Origin of the sequence: Agrobacterium sp. Ap1 (assembly GCF_017313375.1) — a bacterium.
GTDB lineage: Bacteria > Pseudomonadota > Alphaproteobacteria > Rhizobiales > Rhizobiaceae > Neorhizobium > Neorhizobium cellulosilyticum.
The window spans coordinates 24,504-47,170 of sequence record NZ_JAFLMY010000032.1 but is presented as its reverse complement, the minus strand read 5'-3'; the positions used below and the strand labels follow the sequence as shown (position 1 = coordinate 47,170).

Genomic DNA, 22,667 nt, shown 5'->3' with positions numbered 1-22,667 from the left:
CAGCAAGCTGACACTCATCCGGCCCTCTGGGATGAGCCGTGGCCGTCTAAGCTACACCACTCCCTGGGACACGATCCTTCTTGCGCTTGCATCGATCTATGACGGCGGCTCGCGGGGCGATGCAGCCCGGCTCGGCAGCGTTACGGTTCAGATCGTTCGCGACTGGGTGGTGCGTTTCAATGATCGCGGTATGGGGTCGGAACAAGAGCAGTCCGAAATCGTACGCTAAGGCCGAACGAAACCGGAACGATCCTGTAGATCGGATGTGCAGCATCCGATCTCTGTGGATTGCCGTCGACATGCGCCAGTTTTGATTTCTCTGTCCGGTCCGACTCGACAACGCTTCACACAGGTTGGTCGTTAATGGAGTCGGGCGATGGCAAAGCGCAAGCTTCTCAAAGATCAAGATCGCCGGAAGCTTTTCGATATCCCAGTCGACGAGGACAGCTTCATCCGCCACTATTCGTTGTCATCGGCGGATCGCCTGGAGATTGAACTGCGGAGACGTAATCACAATCGTCTCGGCTTTGCCATCCAGCTATGTCTGATGCGATACCCGGGTCGAGTGCTTGGAGCAGAAGAAACTCCGCCTCGCGCCATGCTGAAGTATGTTGCTGATCAGATCGGCGCCGCTCCAGGCGAATTTGGACGATCGCTCGGCGTCAGCCCGACAACGCTAAGCGAAACTGTCCGGCGGCTGGAGGAACGGCTGGGCGTTCGCCTGCTTCACCGCACGACGCGCAGCGTCTCTCCAACCGAAGCTGGCGGGCGGCTCCTCGAGCGACTGGCTCCGCTGCTCACGGAAATGGATGCGGCGCTTGCCAGCCTCAACGACCTGCGCGACAAGCCGGCGGGCATTCTCCGGCTCAACGTGCCTGTCGGTGTCGCGCGCCTAGTGCTTCCGCGACTTCTTCCGCAGTTTTTGAGCCTCTACCCGGAAATCCAGGTTGAGGTGGTCGCCGAGGATACCATCGTGGACATGCTCGCAGCGGGAGCTGATGCCGGAATCCGTTACGGAGAGAAGCTGGAGCAGGATATGATCGCAGTGCCGATCGGGCCCCGGGCCCAGCGGTTCGCCATGGCGGCTGCGCCTGCCTACTTCGCAACGATGGGCGTCCCCGAGCATCCGCGGGACCTGCTGCAGCACCGATGTCTGCGTGGGCGGTTCGACAACGGGACGCTGTTCAGTCCCTGGGAGCTAGAACGCGGTGACGAGACGGTCCGCATCGAGCCGCAGGGGCCGCTCACCGTGAGCATCAGCGGCGCGATAATTTTGGCCGTCGACATGGCAGTCGCCGGTGTCGGCATCATCGGACTGTTCGAGGAATGGCTGCAACCGCATATCGAGGCGGGCCACCTCGTGCCGGTTCTTCCCGAGTGGTGGTCTTCTTTTCCAGGGCCGTTCCTCTACTATTCCGGTCGCCGCTTAGTGCCGCCGCCGCTCCGCGCCTTCCTCGACTTCATAAAGCAGTGAAGTCTCCAAAATCTAGCAGCGTCATCCAGAGCGCTACCCGAGAACGGCACGGGCTTTTGATGATGACCACATCGAACAGGCGAAAATACCGGACAGCTATTTAAGCAGTAGCCGCCGAACTTTTCCCAGGCCGCCCGCTGATCTGAGTTATACACCTTGGTCTTTCAAAACCTGACACCGAGCTTGGCGTTGAAGCCATGGTCCTGGGCGCCATCGCCAAACTGCCCCTGATAGGCAATGGCGAGGGTAGCGTCTGGTGCGATATCGACATTGACACCGGCCTCGAACACGGCTGCATCCTTTGCAAGCGGATTGCCGAACACGGTGAAGGAATCGGAACCGGCGAAAGCGTGAATGGCGGTGGGCGTGATGTCTCCAAAGGCATGCCTCCATCCCAGCATGCCGGCGAGATCCATCTGCATGCTTCCGATCCACACATCTGTTTCGGCGCGAACTCCGAGAGTGGCAAAGGTCGTATCTGTCGTTTCGCCGGTGGAGGCAATAACCGCAGCGCCGCCATTTTCCCTGAAGCCATCCGTCTTGACGGTGACATGGGCAAGATTGACGAAGGGCTCGAAGTGACCGGCCGGCGTCTCCATCCGGTAGCCAAGTTCGCCGAAGGCCTGCAACGTGCCGGCATCGTAGCTTGCCGACAGACGGTCCGCAAAGCCGGTGAAGTCGACAGAGCGGCTGGTGTTGATGTCGCTCCAGCCATAGGCGACGCCCGAGCGGAACGACAGGGCTTGCCATTCTGCCCCTGCATAGAGCCCAACATGATAGGTGTCGCTCAAGGCTGACGAGGCACGGTCATCAGCATCAAAGGACGAATGGCTATAGCCGGCCAGCAGGCCCAGCCGCCAGGCATCGGTGACCATTGCGTCGGCGCCTCCGATAAAGCCCCCGGTCGAGCGATCGAGACTGGCGGCATTGCCGTTTGCATCGGTTGACCCCCATGAACCAAAACCCGTGCCCCAGAAGGCAAGACCAGACGAGGCCGTCCCGGGAGTTGAATCAGCGCCAAGGGCTGAGCGCAACCGATCATTGACCGTATTCCGGATATGGCGTGAATCCTCGATCAACCCTGTCACCACCGATGCGTGGATCTCACCCGAAAGCTGGTCGAATGCGGCCCGGGCCGTTCCCTCGTCGAGCTGCACGACCGCGTCGTGAAGCGCGTTACCATTGCGCAGGCTTTGCAATCCTTGCGCAGCGGCAATCTGATTGTGCGTCTCGGCGACCGTGGCAAAGTCGATGTCGTTTCGGGTCAGTGAGAGCGTGACATCATTGCCGTTATAGCCAAGCGTGGGATCGAGGAAGGCGAAGTCGGAGGTAACCGCGTCAAAGGAACCGTTCACACCATGCTGCGCCGAAAGGATCGTGTAGGTGGCCGCCGGATCATATGTACCGGTCATGCCGATATGGGCAACAGTGCCACCGTTGAGGGTGGCCGACCCCGTCACCTTGATCAGGTCGCTTTGTTTGCCGCCCGGAGCGACCTCGACCTCGTAGCGGGAGCCGGCATCAAGGACCAGATCGCCATCAACTGTCAGCGTGCCTATCGAATTGCCGGGTGCCAGGATCGAACCGGAAGCCAGTGTCACCGTCGATCCCGTTCCTGATCCAATCGTGCCTGCGCCCTGCAGACGCCCGCCGTTCCCAATCAACGCAGAGCCGCCGAGTGCCTCGTTGACGACAAGCGTCGTGCCCGAAACCTGACTCAGGCCTGCAAACGCGGAATTGTCGCCGGTCAGCGCGATCCGGCCTCCGCCATCGAAGGCAATGGTTCCCGAACCAGAGATGGCTCCACCATAGGTCCCGTTGTAGTCCTGGCTGAAAGTGAAGCGGGTCGCAGATGCCAGATTGAGATCGCCTGCGAAGCGGTCCGTCGCCGAAACGATACCGCCCTCCGTCACGGTCCAGTCGAGCATCGATACCCCGCCAAGGGTGAGCGTTCCTGCGCCACGCTTGATCATCTCGCCGCCGGCGCCGTCCAAGCCAGCGATATCGCCGGCAAAATACCCGTTCCTGGCTTGATCGAAGATTACGGCCCCGGCGTTGGCGATTGAACCGTGGATGGCATTTGTATTTGCGACCAGAGTTCCCGCCCGCACAAGCGTGTTACCCAGGTAGGAGTTTTCTCCTGTCAGTTTCAGCGTACCGTCGCCAAGCTTTTCGAAACCCCCTGGCCCTGAAATCGAACCGGACAGGATAAGCTCGCGATCGCGGAAAACATCGACGCGGCCGAAAGCGTTAAGGGCGATTGCACGGCCGGAGCTGAAGCCAGTCGTCGTGGCCAGCGTTCCTCCATCGAAGATCAATCCACCCGACGACGCGCCGAGATTGGCGTCCGACGACAGCCATAGCGTCCCGGCGGCAATCCGGGTACCGCCGGTGTAGGCGTTGTTGCCGGTCAGGACCAGGGACCCGGCGCCGGTCTTTACAAGACTGGAGGCGCCACTGAGCGTTGCGGATATTCCGGCCGCCATTCCACTGTCTGAAGCTCCGCCATCGCCAACCCTGATGATGGTCTCGCCACTGAGGCCAAGCAGCTCGACAGGATCGCCCGAGACGCGATATCCGTCGGTGGCAAACTGCATGCCAGTGACGCCGACCGCGCCTGCGGTATCATCGACCGCGACTGCCCCGGACATTCCCTGAAAGATCGCAAAAGTCGGATTCGGTTTGAAGGATCCGTTGACCGAGCCATTGTCGGAGGTCCAGTTGCGCCCGACGGCCGTCCAGGTACCGGAGCCTCCATCCACGGCATCATTATCGTGTAATGCTGCGTTGCCGCCGTCCCAGAAACCGAGCTCCGCCCCGGCGGTTGAGACCAGATTGACCCGACCCTCGACCGCGGTCTGAATGGAGAGATCGTCCGCGGTGACGCCGGCCGGCGTCGTGCCAATGGTCAAGCCATTGTCCGTCAATGCTCCGGCGTAGTCGAACAGTCGGTAAACCCCGGCACCGAACCCGCCCTGATCGGTGACCTGAAGCTTGCCGTCGAGTGTGAGGTTGCCCCCGACGTCGAAGAGCGCCGGCGATGAGATTCCTCCCAGCGCGACATCAATCGTGCTGCCCCTATCGAGCCTCAGATCACCGTTAATAGACAGGGACTGTCCCTGTTGGCCCGACAGAATACCACCGTTGGAGAGCGTCAGGCTGCCCTCAATCGCACCGCGACCCTCAACCCGTCCGGCGTCAGAGGCGGCAACATCGCCGCCGAAGAGGCCGTTCACCTGGAAGCTGCCGCCGTGCACCGATGCTGAGCTTCCCGTACCGTTGGCGGACCCAAGTTGCCCCGTCAGGTCGACAGCGCCCTCGGTGATCACCAGACCGCCGAAGAAGCCAGCACTGCTCCCGGAGAGCGTCATTGTGCCTGCACCGCGTTTTTCCACTTCTCCGCCGCCGGTGATCGGCATGGACAAGGCAAGAGTGTCATCATTGTCGATCGTCAACCGCGTGGCGGCGTCGTTGAGATTGACCGAGGATGCCGCGAATGAGGCTACGCCGCCGTCGCCGATCTGAAGCTCGCCATCCGCGACCGTTACCCCGCCTGAGAATTCACCGTCGCCCGTCAGGATCAGTGTGCCCGCTCCCGACTTGTTCAAAATGTTGAAGCCGCCATTCTCCCGGATGTTCGCGCCTATCGTATCCACCCCAGAGGTGTTCAAGCCGAATGTCACAGTGCCGGAGTTCGCGTTGATATCAGCGACGTCGAGGATGCCATCATTTCTGATATTGATCGCGGTGGTGTTTTCGAGGTCGAGAACATTGGCGGTAAACCGACCCTGATCAGAGATGCTGAGTTCCCAGGGAACGCCTTGGGAGCTTCCGAGACGAGCGCTATTCTCGGCCGTAATCTGGGAACCCATACCGGAGACGGATATTGTACCGCTACCTGCGCCTCCGCCTGCAGTTAGTATCGAGGTACGGAACTTCCCGCCATTCTCCACAGCAAGGAGACTGGTACCATCCTGCCAACCGAGCGTCGTGAACGTTCCAACGGTCGCTACCGAGCCATTGCCGTCCACAATCAAGGTGCCCGAGGAGCCTGGCAAATAACCGAGCGTCAATTGCCCAGCTACGCCAAGCGTGCCGCCGTCCTCGACCTTCAGCGTGTTAGCACCCAGAGTTCCCACGTAAACGTGATATGCCGCCGCTCCTGGGGCGTCGATATAGGCTGTTCCGCCACCGCGAATATCGACAACATCTCCGCCGGAAGGAGCTAGCCCATCCCGCCAGTTGGCCGCTGCGAACCAGCTCCCGTCCGTGCCTGAATTCCAGTACGCGGAGGTTTCCTGCGCTCGCACATCCGTCAGACCAACCGCGGTCGAGGCGATGACCGCCGTCGACATTGACAGCAGGCACCTCAGTCGCCTGCTTGGAAACAATGATAGCTCGGGCTTGCCGGACGCTCCAGTTCTTACAGGCGTCGGTGGCATGAGCATGCATTCCGTGTTCGACATCAATGTTTAGTCCTCAGGGCGCAGGTATCGCGATGAAGCCGCAGCAATTTGCAAGAACTCCGGATTTCGATGTGCGTGAGTGATCTGACTTCGCTACGGGCCAGTGCGTCGATTTGCGGATTAAAGCCTGCAGACCGTATGAAGGCCAAAAAGACGACAAGGGATGATCTTCCGCTTTTCGGCTTTCTGGACGCTGTCAGAATTTTATGCCGAGGCCAACCTTGATGGCGTGCTGGTCGACATCAACGTTGACACCCTGAAGATCCTGGTCGCCGAAATCATTGTAGCGGTACTCGACACGGCCAAACACGTTGCTGGTGAAGGCGTAATCAAGTCCGGCTCCGATTGTGTAGCCGCTGAAGGTGGCTTCGTCCTTGCCAAGTCCTGGCACATCCACATAGCCCTGCGTCGCCGCCCAGCCCGCTGTGGCATAGACAAGAGCGTGGTCGAAGGCGTAGCCCAGGCGACCCCGTACCGAACCTGCCCAGTCAGTCCCGAATTCAGCACCAAAGATTTCCGCCTCATTCCAGTTATACTCGACATCGCCCTCGACACCGATGACGACGTTATTATCGAACTGGTAGTTGTAACCCGCGAAAGCTCCGAGAAGCCCACCGTTTGCATCTTCCGAACTGGATATGCCGAAGCCGGAAAACTCACCGGTTGCCCAAGCGCCGCCACCCTGGATACCAAGGTATGCGCCTGTCCAGGTGAAGGCAGGCGGTTGATATGCAGCCGGCGGCGGCGAATGCTCGACAACGACGTCTGCTGCTTTCGCCACGGACGTGCTGAGCGCGACGAGCGCGGAAAGAACTACTATTTTCATGATGGCGTACTCCAACTGCGGATTATCTGTTTCGTTGTAAAAGCATGGGCAAGCTGGCCGTCCGCAAAAAAGTCCTTCGACGGCGCGAGACGTGGCCCCGATCAGGCGCTGACCCGTACCAAGCAAAGAGGATTGGCCGCACTTCTATCGAAGCCGAGGTAGTCGGCGGGTCGTTGAGTCTAAACAGGCTTTTGGCGAAGCGCCTTGATGCTCGGCGGCCTGAAAGCGTGCTGACGACCATCAACGCAAGCAATGCATCGTAGAAAAACTCCCTATCCACGCGTCACCGAAGCAGCGCATCCCATAAAGTCCGGCGCCTTATGGGACGCGACCGTTGCTCCGAAAATCAGGGTTCAAAAACCAGATCTTTGGGCGGGATAGAAGAAACTTTAAGCGGTTTAAGGCGAATCTATCCGAGCGCGCAAATCGCCTAGGCAAAAATACTCGTAGCGCGCACGGTAGCCGCGGACCAGGCAGATTGATCCCTTACTGTCCCCACAGGGAGGCGCGATCGAACCAGCTTTGTGATTCGCGCGAACCCAAAGCCCAATTCCGTTGAGCGACGGCCCGGATTTCACGCGGTGTGAGCCCATGAAGACGCTGGAACGCGCGCGCGAAATTGTGAGCATAAACGAAACCATGCTCAAGCCCGATTTCGGCTATTGATTTGTGAACTTGCGACGGATCGCGCAGCGCCGCACGCGCTAGCTCCAGGCGTCGTCTCTGAAGGTAGTTTGACACCCCGCCCTCGCCGGAAAAAAGATAGGTGAGCTTGCGTAGCGAAATGCCAAAGGCAGCGGCAATACCGGCCGGGGACATGTTCGGATCTAGCGCGTTCGCATTGATGTACCGGCGAATTTCACCCAGTTGTGCAACGGATATTCCCCGCGATACGTCCTCTCTTTGTACCCCGTTCAGCGTCGCGGCGACGAGCTCTACGGTCGGGGCTGCAAGCGCCGCCGCCTGCGTGGCATTCAGAAGCGGAAGCGCGCGCCAGAGATTGTCGACGTGACTCCGCAATAAACCCACCATCGGCTCATCAGCAGCGAGAACCCGCATGTTTTGTTCGTCGGGGTTGGTGAGCAGCGGCGCGAGCAGCGGTCGAGGCACAAACAAGGTCAGATTGGTAAAATTACCGACAGATCCCGCGTGCGCCTGTGCCGCATCGTGAATGATCAGATCCCCTGGCGTTGCCTGAGCTTCCTGTCGTCCGTCCTGGCGGCTCCAGCGGCCGGCCGAATAAAACTGAACCTCGAAATGATCATATCCGTCCGCTCCGGCACGGTAGCTGGAACGGCTCAGTTTTTGTCCGACGCTGGCGCAATAAGTGAGCAAGATCGCGCCCAGGCGGAAGGTACAATGCGTCGTAAAAAATGCTTCGGGTTGAGAAATACTAACATCATAAAGAGAGCCTGCGGTCTCCTGCCAGAATTCAATAGCTCGTCCCAAGGGCAAGTTGCGGGTGTCCGTTTTAAACAGAAGAGCCGGACCGTTCCCCGTCTCTTCCTGGTTACTTGCTTTCTCATTCATGCCAGCCTCACCAGGTTGGTTGCAGCCAAAAAGCGTTTACTCATAGCTGCTAACGTTTCGATTTTGCTCATTTTTGCCGCGAGGAGGCAATCGCTTTTTGACAAAAGATGGCCATACCACACGTCTGGAAACGACCCGAACCGGCTTAGACAGAGCCGCCTGCTGGACCGGTTATCATATCGGGAACATCGAAAACACTGCCACTCCAGCATGATGTGCACGAATCTTAGACTAGAAAGCACCCCGGCACCCAGCTGCCAGCGCCACCGCACTCTCATCCGCACCAGTTCTCCAACTCCGCCACCAAAGAAGATAGCCGAACGACTCCGCCGAAGTTTTGGGATGGCCGCTTTGAGCCCAAGCACGACTGACGGCGTGGGCAAGTCACTTTCACCGAGAGTTGCTGGCGAGCGCTATGGGATCAGGCCCGTCGCCCGGGTCCGGGCACGGATGGAGCTGTCAGCAGCAGGATCAGTGCACCGCCCGAGATGAGCACCGCCAGATGCAGTGCGGCCAGACGTTTTGTCAAAGACCATATTGATGAGGCCGCTGGCGACCTGCGACAAATTATCACCGCCGTTCAACTGACGCACGCGTCGTTCCGCGATTGATATCCCGGAACCACGCAATCAATGTGGGGTAAGACTTCCCACGATACCGGCTCACAAAGCTTCTATAAATGCCGTACTTGAAATAGACGGGCTGATCTCTGTCAACGTTTGGCCCCGAAAGGTCGACCTTCTGCCGTCCATCGACCCATACCTTGATAAAGCCGTCTCGCTTCGTGGACCATCTGGCGTGAACAAGCATATCAGTCCAGGCGCCACGCATCTGAGAGGCTGTCTTCAGGGTGATGTTGGATAGCGGCCGCACCGGGTTCATCGGATCGGTTTGTTTGAGACTTGGATTGGAGAGTTCGAACCCGTAAGCATTGTCGTCAAGCTGAAAAAGAACCGGCGGTTTTCCCTCACCCTTTTGATGAAATTGGCCGAGCTTTGTATTGACCGGACCCGTCCTCGGCCAATCTTTAGGGACGAAAACAGAAAAATGGTACCAGTATTCCGAGCCTACCTTTGACGCTGGCATTTGCTCGGACCTTTCAACCCGCTCCCTGTCGGCGCGGCAATCTCCCGTCATCTTCGGGCAATCACCAGCGTGCAGCTCAAATCGTTCCGCCACAGAGCCATCGGGAGCTTTCGATTTTCCATAAGCATATCGCTTCCCGGCCGTTTGAAGTTCGAAACTGCTGAAACCGCCCGCAGACGAATCGTGCGCGTATACGGTCAGGGCAGCACAGAGCAAAGCTCTGATCTTTTTCATTGTTTTCCTCCGAAGAGCGGTGAAAGCTATCCAGCATATATAGATTGGATGACCGGATTGCGCCTCCCAGGTGGGAGTGGGGAACGATCCCGATTGAGGAAGGGTCGTAGGGCGTCCAAAGCTGCGCGTTCCGCAAAAAACAGCAGCCTCGCATGAGCTACGGCTACTCCAGTGAGTACAATAAAGCCCGTAGATCGGCTTGGTTTGATACGCCAACTTTCCTGAAGAGGGATTTCAGTTTCTGTCTCGCGTTTTCATAACTGATCTGAGAAAGAGATGCGGCGTCTGCAAGCATCAAGCCACTTGCCAGCGCTTTGCAGAGCCGAAGCTCTGAAGCCGTCAAACCATATGCGCGAAGGAGAAGATCGCCTTCGAATGTGTCTAATCGGATGCCGATCCGATGCACCTGGATCAGGAACTGGCTACGCCCGCTAATTAACTGGTTGCTGAATGCGGAGGGGAGTTGGTTGACGGAGATCACCCAGCGCTCTTCTCCAGCCATCATTAGATGTTTCGAGGTAAGATCGCGAGGGCCGTTCCGCAATGCGCCGACAACCGCAGTCGTCGTTGCCCGATCTGCAAACCGGACGACGTCCTGTCGACAGCCAACCGGGAAGCCGCTGCGGAAGGCCGTCAAGGCCCGATCGTTTGCATCGACCAGTTTCATGCGGTCATCGACTACGAACGCTATCCTGCTTTGCAAGCTGCTCAGCGCCGCTTTTGCAATGGAAGATCGAGACGAATTAGAAAAGTAAGATGCAATCTGGAGCGCATTTGCCAGGCTTCGGCGCGTACTTTGCATCACCGCCTCAAGTGGAAGCTCGTAGGCAAATGACATTCTCTCCGGAAAATGAACTGGAAGATAGATGACCTCCTCGTCATGCACCTGCAGACGCAGCCCGACAGCAGCATCGAAGTCCCCGACAGCCTTCATCCATTCCTCGTAAAAAACGCTTCCATGATATCGCCCGGCCGGATCGTCGCGTTGCGCCACGAGGATCGCGCCGTTACTGGCGTGTTGCCAGAAGTTCCGCCACGGATTGACGTAGGAATAGTGGTGGACGAACGAGTGCAAGTGTCGTTCCTCCAGACCATCCGATACAACGAACCCGACGTCAGGCCGTACAAAATTCTGGCTCAACAGGGCTGCGTATGTACCCGGGAATGCATCCGTGAAAGTGGAGCACAAGTCTGACCAGCTACGGAGGCCCGCTGAAGCCTCGGTCACCACCGACGCGATGTCTTCGCATACCTGAGACAACTCATGCGCTGACTTCATGGGCGCCCCTCAACGTTGAAACATCAGCATTAAGCCAGACAATAATATGCAACTCAAGAAGGCATCTCCCAAGTGGGAGTGTCCGCGTGTCTTCCTGTTTGTTATCACACACAAGTATGGAAATTGGATTCAAGGCCTCAGCAAAGGTGCGTTTGCTAGATCCTTGATAGGTAAAACTTACTCTTACAATATCAACGATGCTGAAATACCAGTTTAGATACAGTCTTCACGGCCCCATGAGATGGATAAAATAATGATCAAAATATACGTTATTGCGATTTCTACTGTATTTGCTGGAATTGCTGGTCCCGCAAATTCCGCCACCCTTCCCGCCGGGGCAACTAGGCTTACGAAGGAAGAAATTCGCGTCATGTATGAGGGTAAATCGGCGGACTGGAAAAGTGTTCGCGTCTTCTTCGCTCCTGACGGGTCTGCCAAACTCGTGCGAAAGGATAAGAAGGCCTATGGTGAAGGCCATTGGGCGGTAAAAGAGAACGAAATGTGCCTGACTATCACTCCGGTCGATGTTGCGAAGGGCAAGCGCGAGCCGATGAAGGATTGCTACGCGTGGCACAAAGTGGGCACGAAGTACTATATGCTTTGGTCCGGGGATAAGGACAAGAAGGACGCGTATCGCGACGACGAGCCTAGTCGTCTTGTCAGCGGCGATCAGGTTTCACAAGATTTCCTATCGATCAAAAAGTAATCCCGAAATGAGTTGTTTTGGAGAAGTAGCTGGAGGAAAACCATGAAATTTGTACGGGCATCTTTAATATTGGCGACTGTCTGCATTGCGGCATTCGCGAACTCATCGGTGGCGTTGTCAGATGACTATGGCGAGTTGGCTGGTAACTATTCCGGCAAGAACAAACAAGGGGGAGAGGTCATCCTTACAATTCCGAACAGCGGAATTCCCTCATACACATTCAATGGTGCAAGACAGAAGGTGGCCAGCGCAAAGACAGCGGGCAAGAATATTGACCTCGTCGTTCCTGTGGACGGCGGTGATGCCAGGATCACAATATCGCCGGCCGGGAAAAACAAGTTATCCTGGAACTTCCGCTTTAAGAATATCAAAGACACGACAATCCTGGTCAAGAAGCAATAATTCTCAAGGTCCTTCGTGGGCGCGAGGGATATGCGAATTTCGATGAATTCAGACAGTCAGGCGTGGGCCAGCATTTCGCCAAGGCGCGAACAGCAGGATCCGTCGAATCCGCTAGCCTGGTTGCAGTTGTTATTGATTTCGTTTCATCTCTGGCGGTGTTTTCCGGTTGCGCGTGCCTTCGCCTCAGAGCGTTGTGCGGTGACGGCGTGGCTATTCCCGCCCAGGATTACGTCCTCGAAGTTTTGCGGCAGATCAATACGCTGTACTTCGTTCAAAGGGTTCCCCGGTAATCAGGGACTAGCACCCTCGTGCAAGCTTGTCGATGACGCGGGGAAATCGTCAGTCCGGCCTGGCAAGCCCGCTGTTTTTGGGGAAACGCCACGAAACTCGAACAGCTATGGAACGCGATTTCATTTCACCTTCTCGCCAGGCGACTGCCATATCCCTCCTTCTATGCAAACGCGCTGCCAACTTCAGCGGTTCATCTTACTCGCTTCAGCGCCAAAACCTCTTGGCATCGAGAACGTTGTCCAGTGCGTCCTGCGCCATTCTGATCAGCTTCGCTTTCTCGGCATGAACGATCAGGTCATCTGCTCCGGCAAGACCACGCAAACCATGCCCCTCCAGGACTTCTGGTCCGGTTGCCAAATCATTCAGTGCGCCCAGTTCGTCCTGCAACGCTTCCATCGCGCCAACGAAACCCTTGTACCGCCGCACGCCTCGTTTGTCAGGGAATAGAGAGCGGAAGAACTCGGTAGCATAGCGAAGTTTCTTTGCATCCTTGCGGGCCTCATGACGATGCTCGTCATCGACCCCGGACAGATCCTGTCCGTGCTTCTTGAGCTTCTTGCGCGCTTTGTCGAGCGCCTCAACGGCATATTCGGTAGCCGGACGCTCACCCACGTCTCTCGTTGCCGCATTTGTCAAATAGTCGCCACAGTGAAGCCACTCGTTGAAATCGAGCGTGAGCGCCCGCGTCCGGGAGCTGTCAAGCGCCTCCATAACATTGGCATAGGCGGTGGCTCTTTTTTCGGTGAGGCTATCGCGTAATTCACCTGCCTTGGCTTTCGGGAGAAGGACGTCGAGATTTCGCGCCTCCCCGAGAACGCCGGCCAGCCATCGGAACTCGGCCGACAGTCTTTTCGCCTCACCGTCCTGCAGCATTGGCTTGAACAGGGTGATCGCCGAGCGCAGGCGCCGGAGTGCGACACGAGCTTGGTGCAGCGATTCTTCGTTTTTCCTGCTGCGAAGGATCGTCTCGTTCAAACGAAACTGTCGGAAGCATGAATGGGCGATCGTCTGGAAAGCTTCGCAGGTGTTGCCCTCACGATCCAACTCGACTGGGTCGGCTTTGACGACGGCGCGCTCCGCCTCCAGCAGACGAAAACCCTTCTCGGCCTTGGAGAGGACTCCAAACCGGAAAGGGACGATGTCTTCGATCTTTCGGGCAAGCGAGAAAAGGTCCTTCGATTTGCCGTCCTTGAGTTCAAGTTCCAGCTCAAGGATGGGAGTTTCGCGTTCGATAGAGCGGACGGATCCCCGGTCGAGCGCGACCTCGATATTCGAACCATTTTCCTCAACGTTCCAGATCCGACGCTCGTTAACGACCTCAAACCTGGGCCGCACATCCTTTGCCTTATCGCCAAACTCGTTGACCAGCGGGCTTGTGTGGTCGACCACCGGGGTGTCACCCGTCGCCGGAGTTTCCCATTCGCTCCGCGCGAATATCGAAGCGCTCGGACCCGTGGCCTTAACAGTTTGCGTCCTCGCAGTGCCGACCTTACGGATCCGGAGCGTGAAGCCCTCCGCAAAAAATGCATTGTCGTTGATGTCGAAATAGGTTGAGGTCTGCTCGATCGTCTCATCGGGATCGCCAAGCAAGTCCCATGATGAAAGACGCTCGAAACCGGCAGCATCAATTTCAAGTTTCAATTCGACTTCAGCCAACTCCACGCTCCCTGGTGTGATCTTCGCGATTGAACGCCCGTCAGGTCGATATAGTTCATCTTCCTGTAATCGCTATGACTGTAGCAAGACCCCGCAAAAGCCTGAGACGGATATATGAGATGGCGCGCTCTGCCTTCGTGGATCGCCCAAAGGGGAGCAGCAGGTCCTTCTTGTCGGTAGCCGTCGCAACGGACGGTGGGGACTGCCGAAAGGCCATATCGAACCCGGGGAATCGTCGCATAAAGCCGCCGCGCAGGAAGCATATGAGGAGGCAGGCGTCCGTGGCGAAATATCCCAAACGGTTGTCGGATCGTTTTTCTATTCGAAAGATAGCAGCCCGAACCGCTACCGGGTGATCGTGCATCGGCTTTAGCGTCACCTCGATTGATGAGGACTACCCCGAACAGGGGCTCAGAGCCAGGCAGTGGTTTAAAGTCTTAGACGCCGCGAATGTCGTGGGCCACGAAGGTTTGCGCGACCTACTGCAAACATTGAGTTAGGACCGCGACATGTCATGCCTGCCAGAGGCGATCCGATTAGCCGGAAAGAGTCACTGACTTCCGCTTCAGTGGTGTCAGCGGTCCCGGTGCTTTTCGCTTGCCGGATATGAAATGAATCTTCCATACGTCGCTGACCTTCAAAGCAGCGTGATCCAGCTATTGTGCCGAACAGCGCCCTTGCGAAGGCGAGACTGGTGAACTTGCCCCGTCCGGAAGCCAACGGGGATCTCCATGAGCATCCGCAAACAGCCGACGCATCGTCCGGCCCGTTTGGCATCGCACAGATGCCGGTTCACGGCACAAGCTTCATTTCGATAATTCTAAGGGTCCAACGCAAAGACAGACCCAATATCTCGAAATGAATGGCCATAGAGGTATATGGCATCAACACACTAGGGCAGCAGTCCGCTCTCCCGATATGTCGCAATGATCTCCTCATACAGCGAGACATCGTTTCTGGTATGGGCGATCAACTGCGCGCCTTGGACAGCGGCGTAAATGGCCTTTGCCCGACGCTGGTTTTGCTCTGTCTTGTCGGGATCGCGCATGGCCAGCACGCGTTCAAGCCATCGTTCGTTCATCTCGCCGTATTTGACAACTTCAGTTTGGACTTCTTCCGGAAGCTGGTTCCGCTCGGCGCCCAGCATTCCGGCAAGGCACAGGCGGTTGTCGGCGCGCAGGGTGTCGGCGAAGACCTCGGTGTAACGCGCCATGCATGTCTCGACGTCGAGCCCCTGCGTTAGCATCTCCCTCGAGAACAGCCCCGTAATGCTGGCGAGTGCCGCACCCAGTTCGCCCTTGGTCGCGGAGTAATAGTGAATGCTTGGCGCTCTTGATGCCGACATCCTTGGCGAGCTCGCGAAAGCTGAGGCCGCCATAGCCGAGATCCTGCACGGTAAAACCTTGGCCTCCGGTGGTCCGGTCTTCGCCTTCATTGATCCTGACGGCGACGAGCTCGTTGCGTTCGCTCGCGCAATGACGGACGAGCGTACGACGCCGCAAAATATCTTGGCCATTCGGCGCGAGCGAACGTCTTGACGATCCTTCGCCAACCTTGTTCACTCGGCCAATGTTCAAAGCCGCAAACGCTGTGCAGATCAGAGTTTCCATCGACGCCATCGAGCCGGGCATCTGGCGTCGTCTGGTCCTGCCGATCCCTTGGAACCTAGAGCATCTGCATCTCGGAATTCAGGCCGCATTCAACTGGTGGAACTATCATCTCTATGACTTCCGCATCGGTGGTCTCCGGTACGGGGACGTTGAGATCCTCACGGAAGATGCGACCGAGGACGATCCTCGGGTCTTCGATCAGAGCGAGGTTCGCCTGATGGACTTCGATCAAGGTGCCGTCTTCAGCTACCACTATGATTTCGGGGATGGTTGGCGGCCCACCGTTGTGGTCGAGGAGTTCTTGACGCTCACTGCTACACCCAAACACGGGAGCTGCATCGCCGGCGAAAGGGCGCGCCCGCCCGAAGATGTTGGTGGCGTGTCGGGATATGAGCGGTTCCTGGAGATCGTCGCCGACCGGGAAGACCCTGAATATGCCGAAACCATTCGGTGGTGCGGTGGCCACTTCGATCCCGAATGGTTCGACCTGTCGATCGTGGACAAAGATGTTCGCAATGCTCTGCGCTCGAACGTCAGACGACGCTTGTATCAACCGAAGCCGAAAGCCGTTCCGAAGAAATAAGTTGTCTAGGTTCAACGTGATCGCCTTGAAAGGATATGAACCCGTGGCACCCCAAAGCAAGCGTGCAAATATCTGAATTTATTGGATTTCTATAACGCGGTCCGGCTGCTGCGGGTATTCCGCCTCCCGATGGAAAATTCACATAATTCCATGTTATGTGAATTTCAATTCGTTGAATAGTTACGGCTTGCCAACGAACTTGCAAACGAAAATTCCGGTCACTCGACCCATCCTGTCTAATTTTTCTGTGAACCTCCATGCTGCTGAACCCAGCTATGGAGAAATCGGCCAATGGCCGTTTCTACCTGGTGATGCACCGCGTCGTTGGTGTGGCCCCTGTGCATGCCAAGGACCACTGAGATGCTTGACCTGATACAACCGCCGGGCATAAGCTCGCACAACGAATACAATTGTCGCGAGATCTGATGGCAGGCTACTGGACAAAAAGACTCCGATGTTCTCGACTTGAGACATCGTTCGGTAGCGAAAGCTTTCAATACCAATTAGTCGCGGCCTTATGAGCACCTACGGCAAGCCCTCGATCGGCTGGTTCATGCTATCGGAAGCAGATCGTGCTTCCGCAAACCGATATCTGGCCCAACTTGCATCGGACGGGACACGAGATGAGCTTGGGTTCGCTCCAATCTACTTCGCGTTTGCTGATCGGTTTTTTCCCGGCACGTCGGTCCAGCACGCCCAAGTTCGGTATGTCTTCTTCGTGGCCTGGGCATACCAAGAGCTGTTGGACCGCAACGCTGGGCAACGATTTTCGGTCGATGAGTTGTTCGATATCGAACGGCGTTTTTCGAATCGTTTGATGAAGAGTGTGAAAGCACTCGAAAATTCAGGTATTTCAGGATGGACAAAATACCTAGTCGGCGATCGACCCCTCGTCCGCGCCAGCACGATCTATTGGACTGCGCTGCGGTCCTGGCGGATGGCAAGCCCAGTTGGAGGATTGAAGTCGCCTCCGACAGAGGTCCACCTTCGAAGCATGTGGCCACAACTGACGACGCGGAGTGACGGAGATGACGGTAAGTTCTTGATAGAAACGCTGTTCGAGGGCCTCCCGAACCCGCCGCCGGGATGGAAGAACAAAACAGGTAAGTTGGACTTCACATTGCAGCGGGGCGAGGCACAATACCTCCGACAAAAATGGCAGGTGGCCGGTCAAGGTGGAACGCAACCACTCCTAAGCCGACTGACAGAGGCAGGTGTCACCACAACATCCCTCTGGTCAGCAGAAGTCCGTGGCGTTGCCGTTCCAGAAGAGCGGTTGGCGCTGCTTTTAGCCGAGCGCGCAGCATCGCTCGCCTGCATAGCTCGGGCCGCCCACTCCGCGCTTGTTGAAACAATCCGCAATGAGGAGCGCGGCCTCAGCGATACTCGACATGCGGACGCTTTTCCAAGCTTGATTTCCGTGCATAGGGAAACTGCGCTCGCGCTGGACGTCGAGGCGCTACGGCTGGAGACCGGCATCGACAAGAACCTCGTAAAATTCATAGAGGCGCTTTTGGTGTGGCTGCGCGATAAGGGCTCACTCGGAGCGATTTCCAAGGTGCTGACGTTTCGCGAAAGGGATCTGAAGGACGATCGCGCGTACCTCGTCAGCGAAAAGCGGCGCAAGGACTGGCGAAAGTCACTGGCTACACCGCTTGACTACCGGTGGCCGGTCGTTCGCAATATGATTGACGGCGTGAGGAATTCCTCTTGACATTCGGGCGCGACGAGGACCGCAAATCAATTCTGGGCGCGCTTAAGCCGACCGGCGACCAAACCGTATCACGAGCCATCATTGCAACCTATTCGCTCGATCTCGTCGCCATGCTGGGCCTTGTCCTTTCCATGGGGGGCGATCCGGAAGCGGAGTTTGAGAACTCGCCGCTCGGTTTGGTAAAAGCCTTCGAGCGAATGCGGGGCCGCCTCGTCGTCCTCCACCAACTCGGGCGTATTGTAGCCCCCAGCAAACATCGATCGATTTTGCCGCTGCTCGATACGATGGTGCGGGCCATAGAATCAAACGAGCAAAGCGCGAGCTGGCACCCCAAGCTCGCGCTGGTTCGCTACGAGGCGCCGCGGTTGGTCGAGTGGCGCTTCTGGATCGGCAGCCGCAACCTTACCGGCTCGACAGATCTGGACGCCGGCCTCCTCCTGGTTTCGACCAGGGAGAGGGCCGCCAGGCCGATTCCGGATATCGTTTCTTTGGCCGAGGACCTTCTTAAGGAGGCACAGGTAACGCAATCGGAACTCGAGGAGCTCAAAGCGGCGCGATGGCTGACGCCGCCGGGTATTTCCGTCCGTAACATTTTGTGGCGTCGGCACGGGCAGATGCAATCATTCCTGCCCAAGGCGATGATACCCCGTGCCGAACGAGCATGCGCCGTCAGTCCCTTCATTGATCGTGGCGGTCTTGACGAAGTACTAAAGGCTGGTTCTAGCCATGTTACATTGCTGACGACAGAACTGGCCGGCATGGATTATGCGCCCCATGACAAGGTGAAATTTCTGGTTGACACACCTCCAGACCCGACCGCCGCAGTCTCCGTTGAGCAACAGCAAGCGGGCGCGACGGGCGAATTCGGGGAACCCGCATCGACTGGTATTCATGCCAAGCTTCTGGTTGTCTCAAAGGGTGATCGGACTGCGGCCTTGCTTGGAAGCGCCAACCTGACGAGACGCGGGTTGGTCGGACCCAATGCAGAAGCCGTCGCTCTTCTTGACATCGCCGATGAGGCGCTGGTGGCATCGTTGTACGCCTTCGTCGATGCGGGGCTTGATCTCGTCGCGGCCGAGCCGGACGCAAGCGCCGCGGAGCAGGAGCGTGCCAAGCGGGAACTGGACGGACTTATCAGCAGGTTCCTTGAAGCTCGTCTTTCTCTCCGTTCAGACAAGGACGGACTACACCTGGACCTGGGCGACTCAGTCAACCACATAATGACGTTGGCACGTTTCGAGGCTTCGGCATTCCTGGAGGACGAGGCGTGGGTATCAATTGGTGCCGGTGCAAGGTCATTGCGTTTGCTCGCGAGACCTCCCGTTCTCAGCGAGCAGACGAGCCTGGTGACCTTCCGAGCCACCAGCAATGGTGAACCCCGGGTGTCACGCACTTGGATCCAGGCCCTGGAGATCGATGGGCTCGATGTTGAACGGCGCGACCGGGCACTGCTTGCACGCTATGTCGGCGCGAACCGCTTCCGCGACTGGCTGAAGTCGCTTCTCGATGGCATCGACGCAACGGGCGGCCGGCGATGGACCGATACCCAGCGAGAACCAGGCAGTCGCGATCCGATCAATCATTTCGGTCAAATCTTCACGCTTGAGACGGTACTCGCAAGTTGGGCGCGCGACCCAAGTGCCTTTGAAGCCCGTGTGGTAGGAATGATGTCGATGTTGACGTCGTTCGCCGAGGTTTTCCATACCATCCCCGACGAGCGGGAGCGCGAGGCTGCACTGAACGATCTCGAAGAAGTCAGACCGTTTCTCACAGCGATCAACGACGCTATTGGAAAGCCGACATGACCGAGTTGGCGGAGTTCCAGAGGCGGACTGTCGAGGCGGCGCTCGAACGGCTTGAGGCGTCCGGTCCCCGGCGGTTTCTCGTCGCGGACGAGGTTGGCCTCGGCAAGACGATTGTCGCCCGCTCGGTGGCCGAGGGCCTGCGAATTAAACGTCGACGGCTAAACGTCGTCTATCTCTGCCCGAGCCTTGAGATCGTCGGACAGAACCGCATGAAATTCGTCTCGCTCACCGGCATCGCCGAAAAGGATTACGGCGCCGGCGAAGACCGACTGGCCCTCGTGCCGGGGTCGCCGCCCGACGAGGGCAATGGCTATCGCATCTTCACCTTTACCCCGGAAACCAGCCTGCCTGGATGGAAGCCTGGGCCCAGAACGGGCCGCAAAGCGGAGCGGGCGCTCATCCGTTCGCTGCTTGATCGCTACGATCGGCTCCGACCCATTGTCCTTCGCATGGACCAAAGGCATGCGAAGGACGCACGCCGTCTCCTCGACGAGCGTGCGACAAATTTGGAAGGCTACACGTTTGCCGGTATCGAAAGAGCCCTGCGCGACGTCTTCGACTGCCCGATTGGAAACGTCGAGAAGTCGATCGTCGCGTGGGTACAGCGTGGTGACGTCGATATCGGCGAATTCATTGGGCGGTTCCGCTCTGTGCTGGCACTTGCGGCTCTGCGGTCGCGAGAAATCCGACCCGACCTGGTCATTCTCGACGAATTCCATCGCTATGCCGATCTTATTTTGCCGAAGCATGACGGGGCGCGTGAGCCGCTGAAAATCGAACGGGGCCGAGTGCATCGACTGTTGGTGGATGGGCTCCTCGGCGGCGAGAACCCTCCCGCCGTACTCCTTCTCTCCGCCACCCCGTATCGACTGAGACGTCTCAGCGGCGAGGAAATGCATCCGGTCGAGCACTACAAAGCGTTGGTGGATCTTGCGGGGTTCCTGGCCGCAGATCCCTCATGCCGCGACGTCGTGGAAGTCGCCATGCGCAACTATCATGACGCGCTGTTGACTGCAGGCACGGCGCAGTCGGTGAGAGACGCTGTACTAGCCGCAAAGGTTCGGCTCGAGGATTTGCTTTCTCCGCTGATGGCCCGCACCGAGCGCGCGCTGGTGCACAAGGAGGATTTATTCGAACGGGCGATGCCGAAAGTCGAGATCGAGGCCCAGGATCTTAAGCTGTTCCGGCATCTGGCCGAGAGTTGCGGCAGCCAATTCGCCGGCTTTGCGCCGCAGATGTGGAGCTCGATTCCCTACCCTGCCCAAACGCTGCACAACTACGCGATGTGGAAACCGATCTGTGCGGCGAAGGCGCCGCCGTTCGAGGCCGGATCCGGACGTGGTCGGTTTGCTCATCCACAACTGCGATCATTTGCCGAGATGACTGGTGGCGCGGCAGAGCTCAGCCTGCCATGGCAACCCCCGACCATCAACTGGTGGCGGCTCGAAGGACCCTGGTCGGCCGGTAAGTCGCGACAGGGCAAATCGCTTCTCTTTAGCAAATGGAGGGGAGCCCCCACGTCCATCTCCGCGCTGCTTTCGATCGACCTGATGGGAGGAATGAAGTTACCGGGATCAAAACCAAAACCACCGTTGCTTCGATCCGGCGGTACGGAAAACGGCGCGCTGGTCGCCCTTTTTATGCCATGGCCAACTCTGTCTCACGCGATCGAGCCGATCAAGCAGGCCAGCCGATCGATCGCCGCCATGAAGCATGATGCCGAGAAACAACTCGAGGATCTCCTCCTGCGTCATCGAATCTCCATCAGTGGAAAGGATAAGAGGCCGACTTGGATCGTGGCATGCGGGGTTGAGCGCCACGTTACAAGAAGCGGGTTCAATCGCATCGCGAGTATCGCACTACCCGCTCGCGGAAGCGCAAAAGCCCGGGATTGGAGAACCATCGAGCCGATATCCACGATCTCGCGGCCTGAACTCGAGGCTTTGACAAACCACCTGCTATCTTCACCCGGCGCCATCACTGCCCGATGCGCGAGGCGACATGGTATGCCGCTGTCAGAGAAACGCCACTTGCTCCGCGTTTTCGACTTCGGTTGGAATCGTCTCCGTGGATATTTGGGGAACCGCACCTTTGCTCGCCTCATCCTTAGTTCTTCAAAGCGCACCCGCTATCCCGAAGCACTCTGCGAGGCGATGCTGAAGGGAGGATTTGAAGCTGTCCTTGACGAGCAGATGGTGCTGCTCGGTCAGCTGGGTGACGCAAGCGGGTTCGAGATCATCGAGCAGTTGGCGAACTGCTTGCTTGACCGTCCGGGTCTCATACAATTCAGGCGCGGAAAAAGTCGAAAGCTCCGAGTACCTGCACAGGCAATAACGCCCTTCTCCGGCGGCGAGCAGCGGAAGACGAAAAAGAAGAAGGGTGGACGGCTACGCAGCGATACACTGCGCCAGGCTTTCAATTCTCCATTTTGGCCCCATGTCCTCTGCACGACTTCGGTTGGTCAGGAGGGCCTGGATTTTCACCAATGGTGCCGACGGATCGTGCATTGGGACCTGCCGAGCGATCCGGTGGACTTCGAGCAACGCGAGGGGCGAATCGCCCGCTATGCGAGTCTCGCGGTCCGTCAGTCGCTGGCGGAGACGCATTCCAGGGAGGCACTTGCCACCTCGGCAGCCGGCAGTCCTTTCGCCAGGCTGCTCGATATTGCAAGGCGCCAGCCCTCAGGCCCGACCGGGCTCGAACGGTGGTGGCTGCCAGAAAAGGGGCGGCCTATCAGTGTAAGCTTTGACTGGCGGTTCAGCCTTCGGTCAACCCGTAGGGAGCAGATGCTCAAGGATCTGCTTTATTACCGGCTGGCACTCGGCCAACCGGACCCGGACGCTTTTCTTGGGATGCTAAGCCGTATTGGAGCGGAGGCAGAGGACGCCCGCAGTCTTGCCATTGATCTTTCTGCGATTTCACGGGTCAAGCTTACAGCGCAACGGTCCGACGAGGTCTGACACATTTACAGGCCCTTGCCTGCCTGTTAGTCCGGCATGAGTCCG

At 57.8% G+C, this 22,667-nt stretch carries 16 protein-coding genes and 1 pseudogene; 10 read left to right on the top strand and 7 right to left on the bottom strand.

Annotated features, from left to right (window positions below; all coding sequences use genetic code 11):
- Positions 1 to 76: 76 nt before the first annotated feature.
- Positions 77 to 190, top strand: a pseudogene (locus JZX87_RS32110) (IS630 family transposase); the annotation flags it as partial.
- 186 nt (positions 191 to 376) lie between these two features.
- On the top strand, positions 377 to 1,474 hold the full coding sequence (locus JZX87_RS28615; protein WP_206829227.1) for a LysR substrate-binding domain-containing protein: 1,098 nt from the start codon (positions 377 to 379) through the stop codon (positions 1,472 to 1,474).
- A 164-nt stretch (positions 1,475 to 1,638) separates the two neighbouring features.
- Here the strand turns inward: JZX87_RS28615 and JZX87_RS28610 are convergent, their stop codons facing one another.
- The 5 genes from JZX87_RS28610 to JZX87_RS28590 all read right to left on the bottom strand — a co-directional run bounded on the left by JZX87_RS28610 (position 1,639) and on the right by JZX87_RS28590 (position 10,691).
- Entirely contained in the window at positions 1,639 to 5,829 is a 4,191-nt protein-coding gene (locus JZX87_RS28610) for an autotransporter domain-containing protein (protein WP_206829225.1), read from the bottom strand.
- Positions 5,830 to 6,136: 307 nt separating this feature from the next.
- Positions 6,137 to 6,766: an outer membrane protein gene (locus JZX87_RS28605; protein ID WP_206829223.1), complete on the bottom strand. Its 630-nt coding sequence runs from the start codon at positions 6,764 to 6,766 to the stop codon at positions 6,137 to 6,139.
- 486 nt (positions 6,767 to 7,252) lie between these two features.
- On the bottom strand, positions 7,253 to 8,296 hold the full coding sequence (locus JZX87_RS28600) for a helix-turn-helix domain-containing protein (protein ID WP_206829221.1): 1,044 nt from the start codon (positions 8,294 to 8,296) through the stop codon (positions 7,253 to 7,255).
- A 570-nt stretch (positions 8,297 to 8,866) separates the two neighbouring features.
- Entirely contained in the window at positions 8,867 to 9,616 is a 750-nt protein-coding gene (locus JZX87_RS28595) for a polysaccharide lyase family 20 protein (RefSeq protein ID WP_206829219.1), read from the bottom strand.
- A gap of 163 nt (positions 9,617 to 9,779) precedes the next feature.
- Positions 9,780 to 10,691 (bottom strand): helix-turn-helix transcriptional regulator, encoded by a 912-nt coding sequence (locus JZX87_RS28590; RefSeq protein WP_206829217.1) that lies wholly within the window; start codon positions 10,689 to 10,691, stop codon positions 9,780 to 9,782.
- Between the two features lie 457 nt (positions 10,692 to 11,148).
- Here JZX87_RS28590 and JZX87_RS28585 point away from each other — a divergent pair, with 457 nt between their 5' ends.
- Together JZX87_RS28585 and JZX87_RS28580 are read left to right on the top strand one after the other, a co-directional pair.
- On the top strand, positions 11,149 to 11,601 hold the full coding sequence (locus JZX87_RS28585; protein ID WP_206829215.1) for a DUF995 domain-containing protein: 453 nt from the start codon (positions 11,149 to 11,151) through the stop codon (positions 11,599 to 11,601).
- Positions 11,602 to 11,643: 42 nt separating this feature from the next.
- The gene (locus JZX87_RS28580) at positions 11,644 to 12,003 is read left to right on the top strand and encodes a hypothetical protein (protein WP_206829213.1); all 360 of its coding nucleotides are present in this window, start codon (positions 11,644 to 11,646) and stop codon (positions 12,001 to 12,003) included.
- Positions 12,004 to 12,498: 495 nt separating this feature from the next.
- Here JZX87_RS28580 and JZX87_RS28575 read toward each other — a convergent pair whose 3' ends face one another.
- Entirely contained in the window at positions 12,499 to 13,950 is a 1,452-nt protein-coding gene (locus JZX87_RS28575) for a CYTH and CHAD domain-containing protein (protein ID WP_210349140.1), read from the bottom strand.
- Between the two features lie 202 nt (positions 13,951 to 14,152).
- Between JZX87_RS28575 and JZX87_RS31955 the strand changes: the two genes are divergently transcribed.
- Positions 14,153 to 14,323: an NUDIX domain-containing protein gene (locus JZX87_RS31955; RefSeq protein WP_404946470.1), complete on the top strand. Its 171-nt coding sequence runs from the start codon at positions 14,153 to 14,155 to the stop codon at positions 14,321 to 14,323.
- Between the two features lie 519 nt (positions 14,324 to 14,842).
- On the opposite strand, the gene JZX87_RS31635 is transcribed toward JZX87_RS31955, so the two are convergent.
- Positions 14,843 to 15,163 carry a hypothetical protein gene (locus tag JZX87_RS31635; RefSeq protein ID WP_286195155.1) on the bottom strand — a complete coding sequence of 107 codons (321 nt, stop codon included), beginning with the start codon at positions 15,161 to 15,163 and terminating at the stop codon, positions 14,843 to 14,845.
- 106 nt (positions 15,164 to 15,269) lie between these two features.
- On the opposite strand from JZX87_RS31635, the gene JZX87_RS31630 reads away from it, so the two are divergent.
- The 5 genes from JZX87_RS31630 to JZX87_RS28545 all read left to right on the top strand — a co-directional run bounded on the left by JZX87_RS31630 (position 15,270) and on the right by JZX87_RS28545 (position 22,622).
- On the top strand, positions 15,270 to 15,488 hold the full coding sequence (locus tag JZX87_RS31630; protein ID WP_286195154.1) for a hypothetical protein: 219 nt from the start codon (positions 15,270 to 15,272) through the stop codon (positions 15,486 to 15,488).
- A gap of 31 nt (positions 15,489 to 15,519) precedes the next feature.
- Entirely contained in the window at positions 15,520 to 16,143 is a 624-nt protein-coding gene (locus JZX87_RS28560; protein ID WP_206829209.1) for a plasmid pRiA4b ORF-3 family protein, read from the top strand.
- Between the two features lie 517 nt (positions 16,144 to 16,660).
- Positions 16,661 to 17,857, top strand: a complete 1,197-nt coding sequence (locus JZX87_RS28555; protein WP_206829207.1) for a DUF6361 family protein — start codon at positions 16,661 to 16,663, stop codon at positions 17,855 to 17,857.
- A complete protein-coding gene (locus JZX87_RS28550; RefSeq protein ID WP_206829206.1) occupies positions 17,854 to 19,662 on the top strand; it encodes a phospholipase D family protein in 1,809 nt (602 codons plus the stop codon). Before JZX87_RS28555 ends, JZX87_RS28550 begins: the two co-directional genes overlap by 4 nt.
- The gene (locus JZX87_RS28545; RefSeq protein ID WP_206829204.1) at positions 19,659 to 22,622 is read left to right on the top strand and encodes a C-terminal helicase domain-containing protein; all 2,964 of its coding nucleotides are present in this window, start codon (positions 19,659 to 19,661) and stop codon (positions 22,620 to 22,622) included. The genes JZX87_RS28550 and JZX87_RS28545 overlap by 4 nt, the downstream gene beginning before the upstream one ends.
- Positions 22,623 to 22,667: the final 45 nt, after the last annotated feature.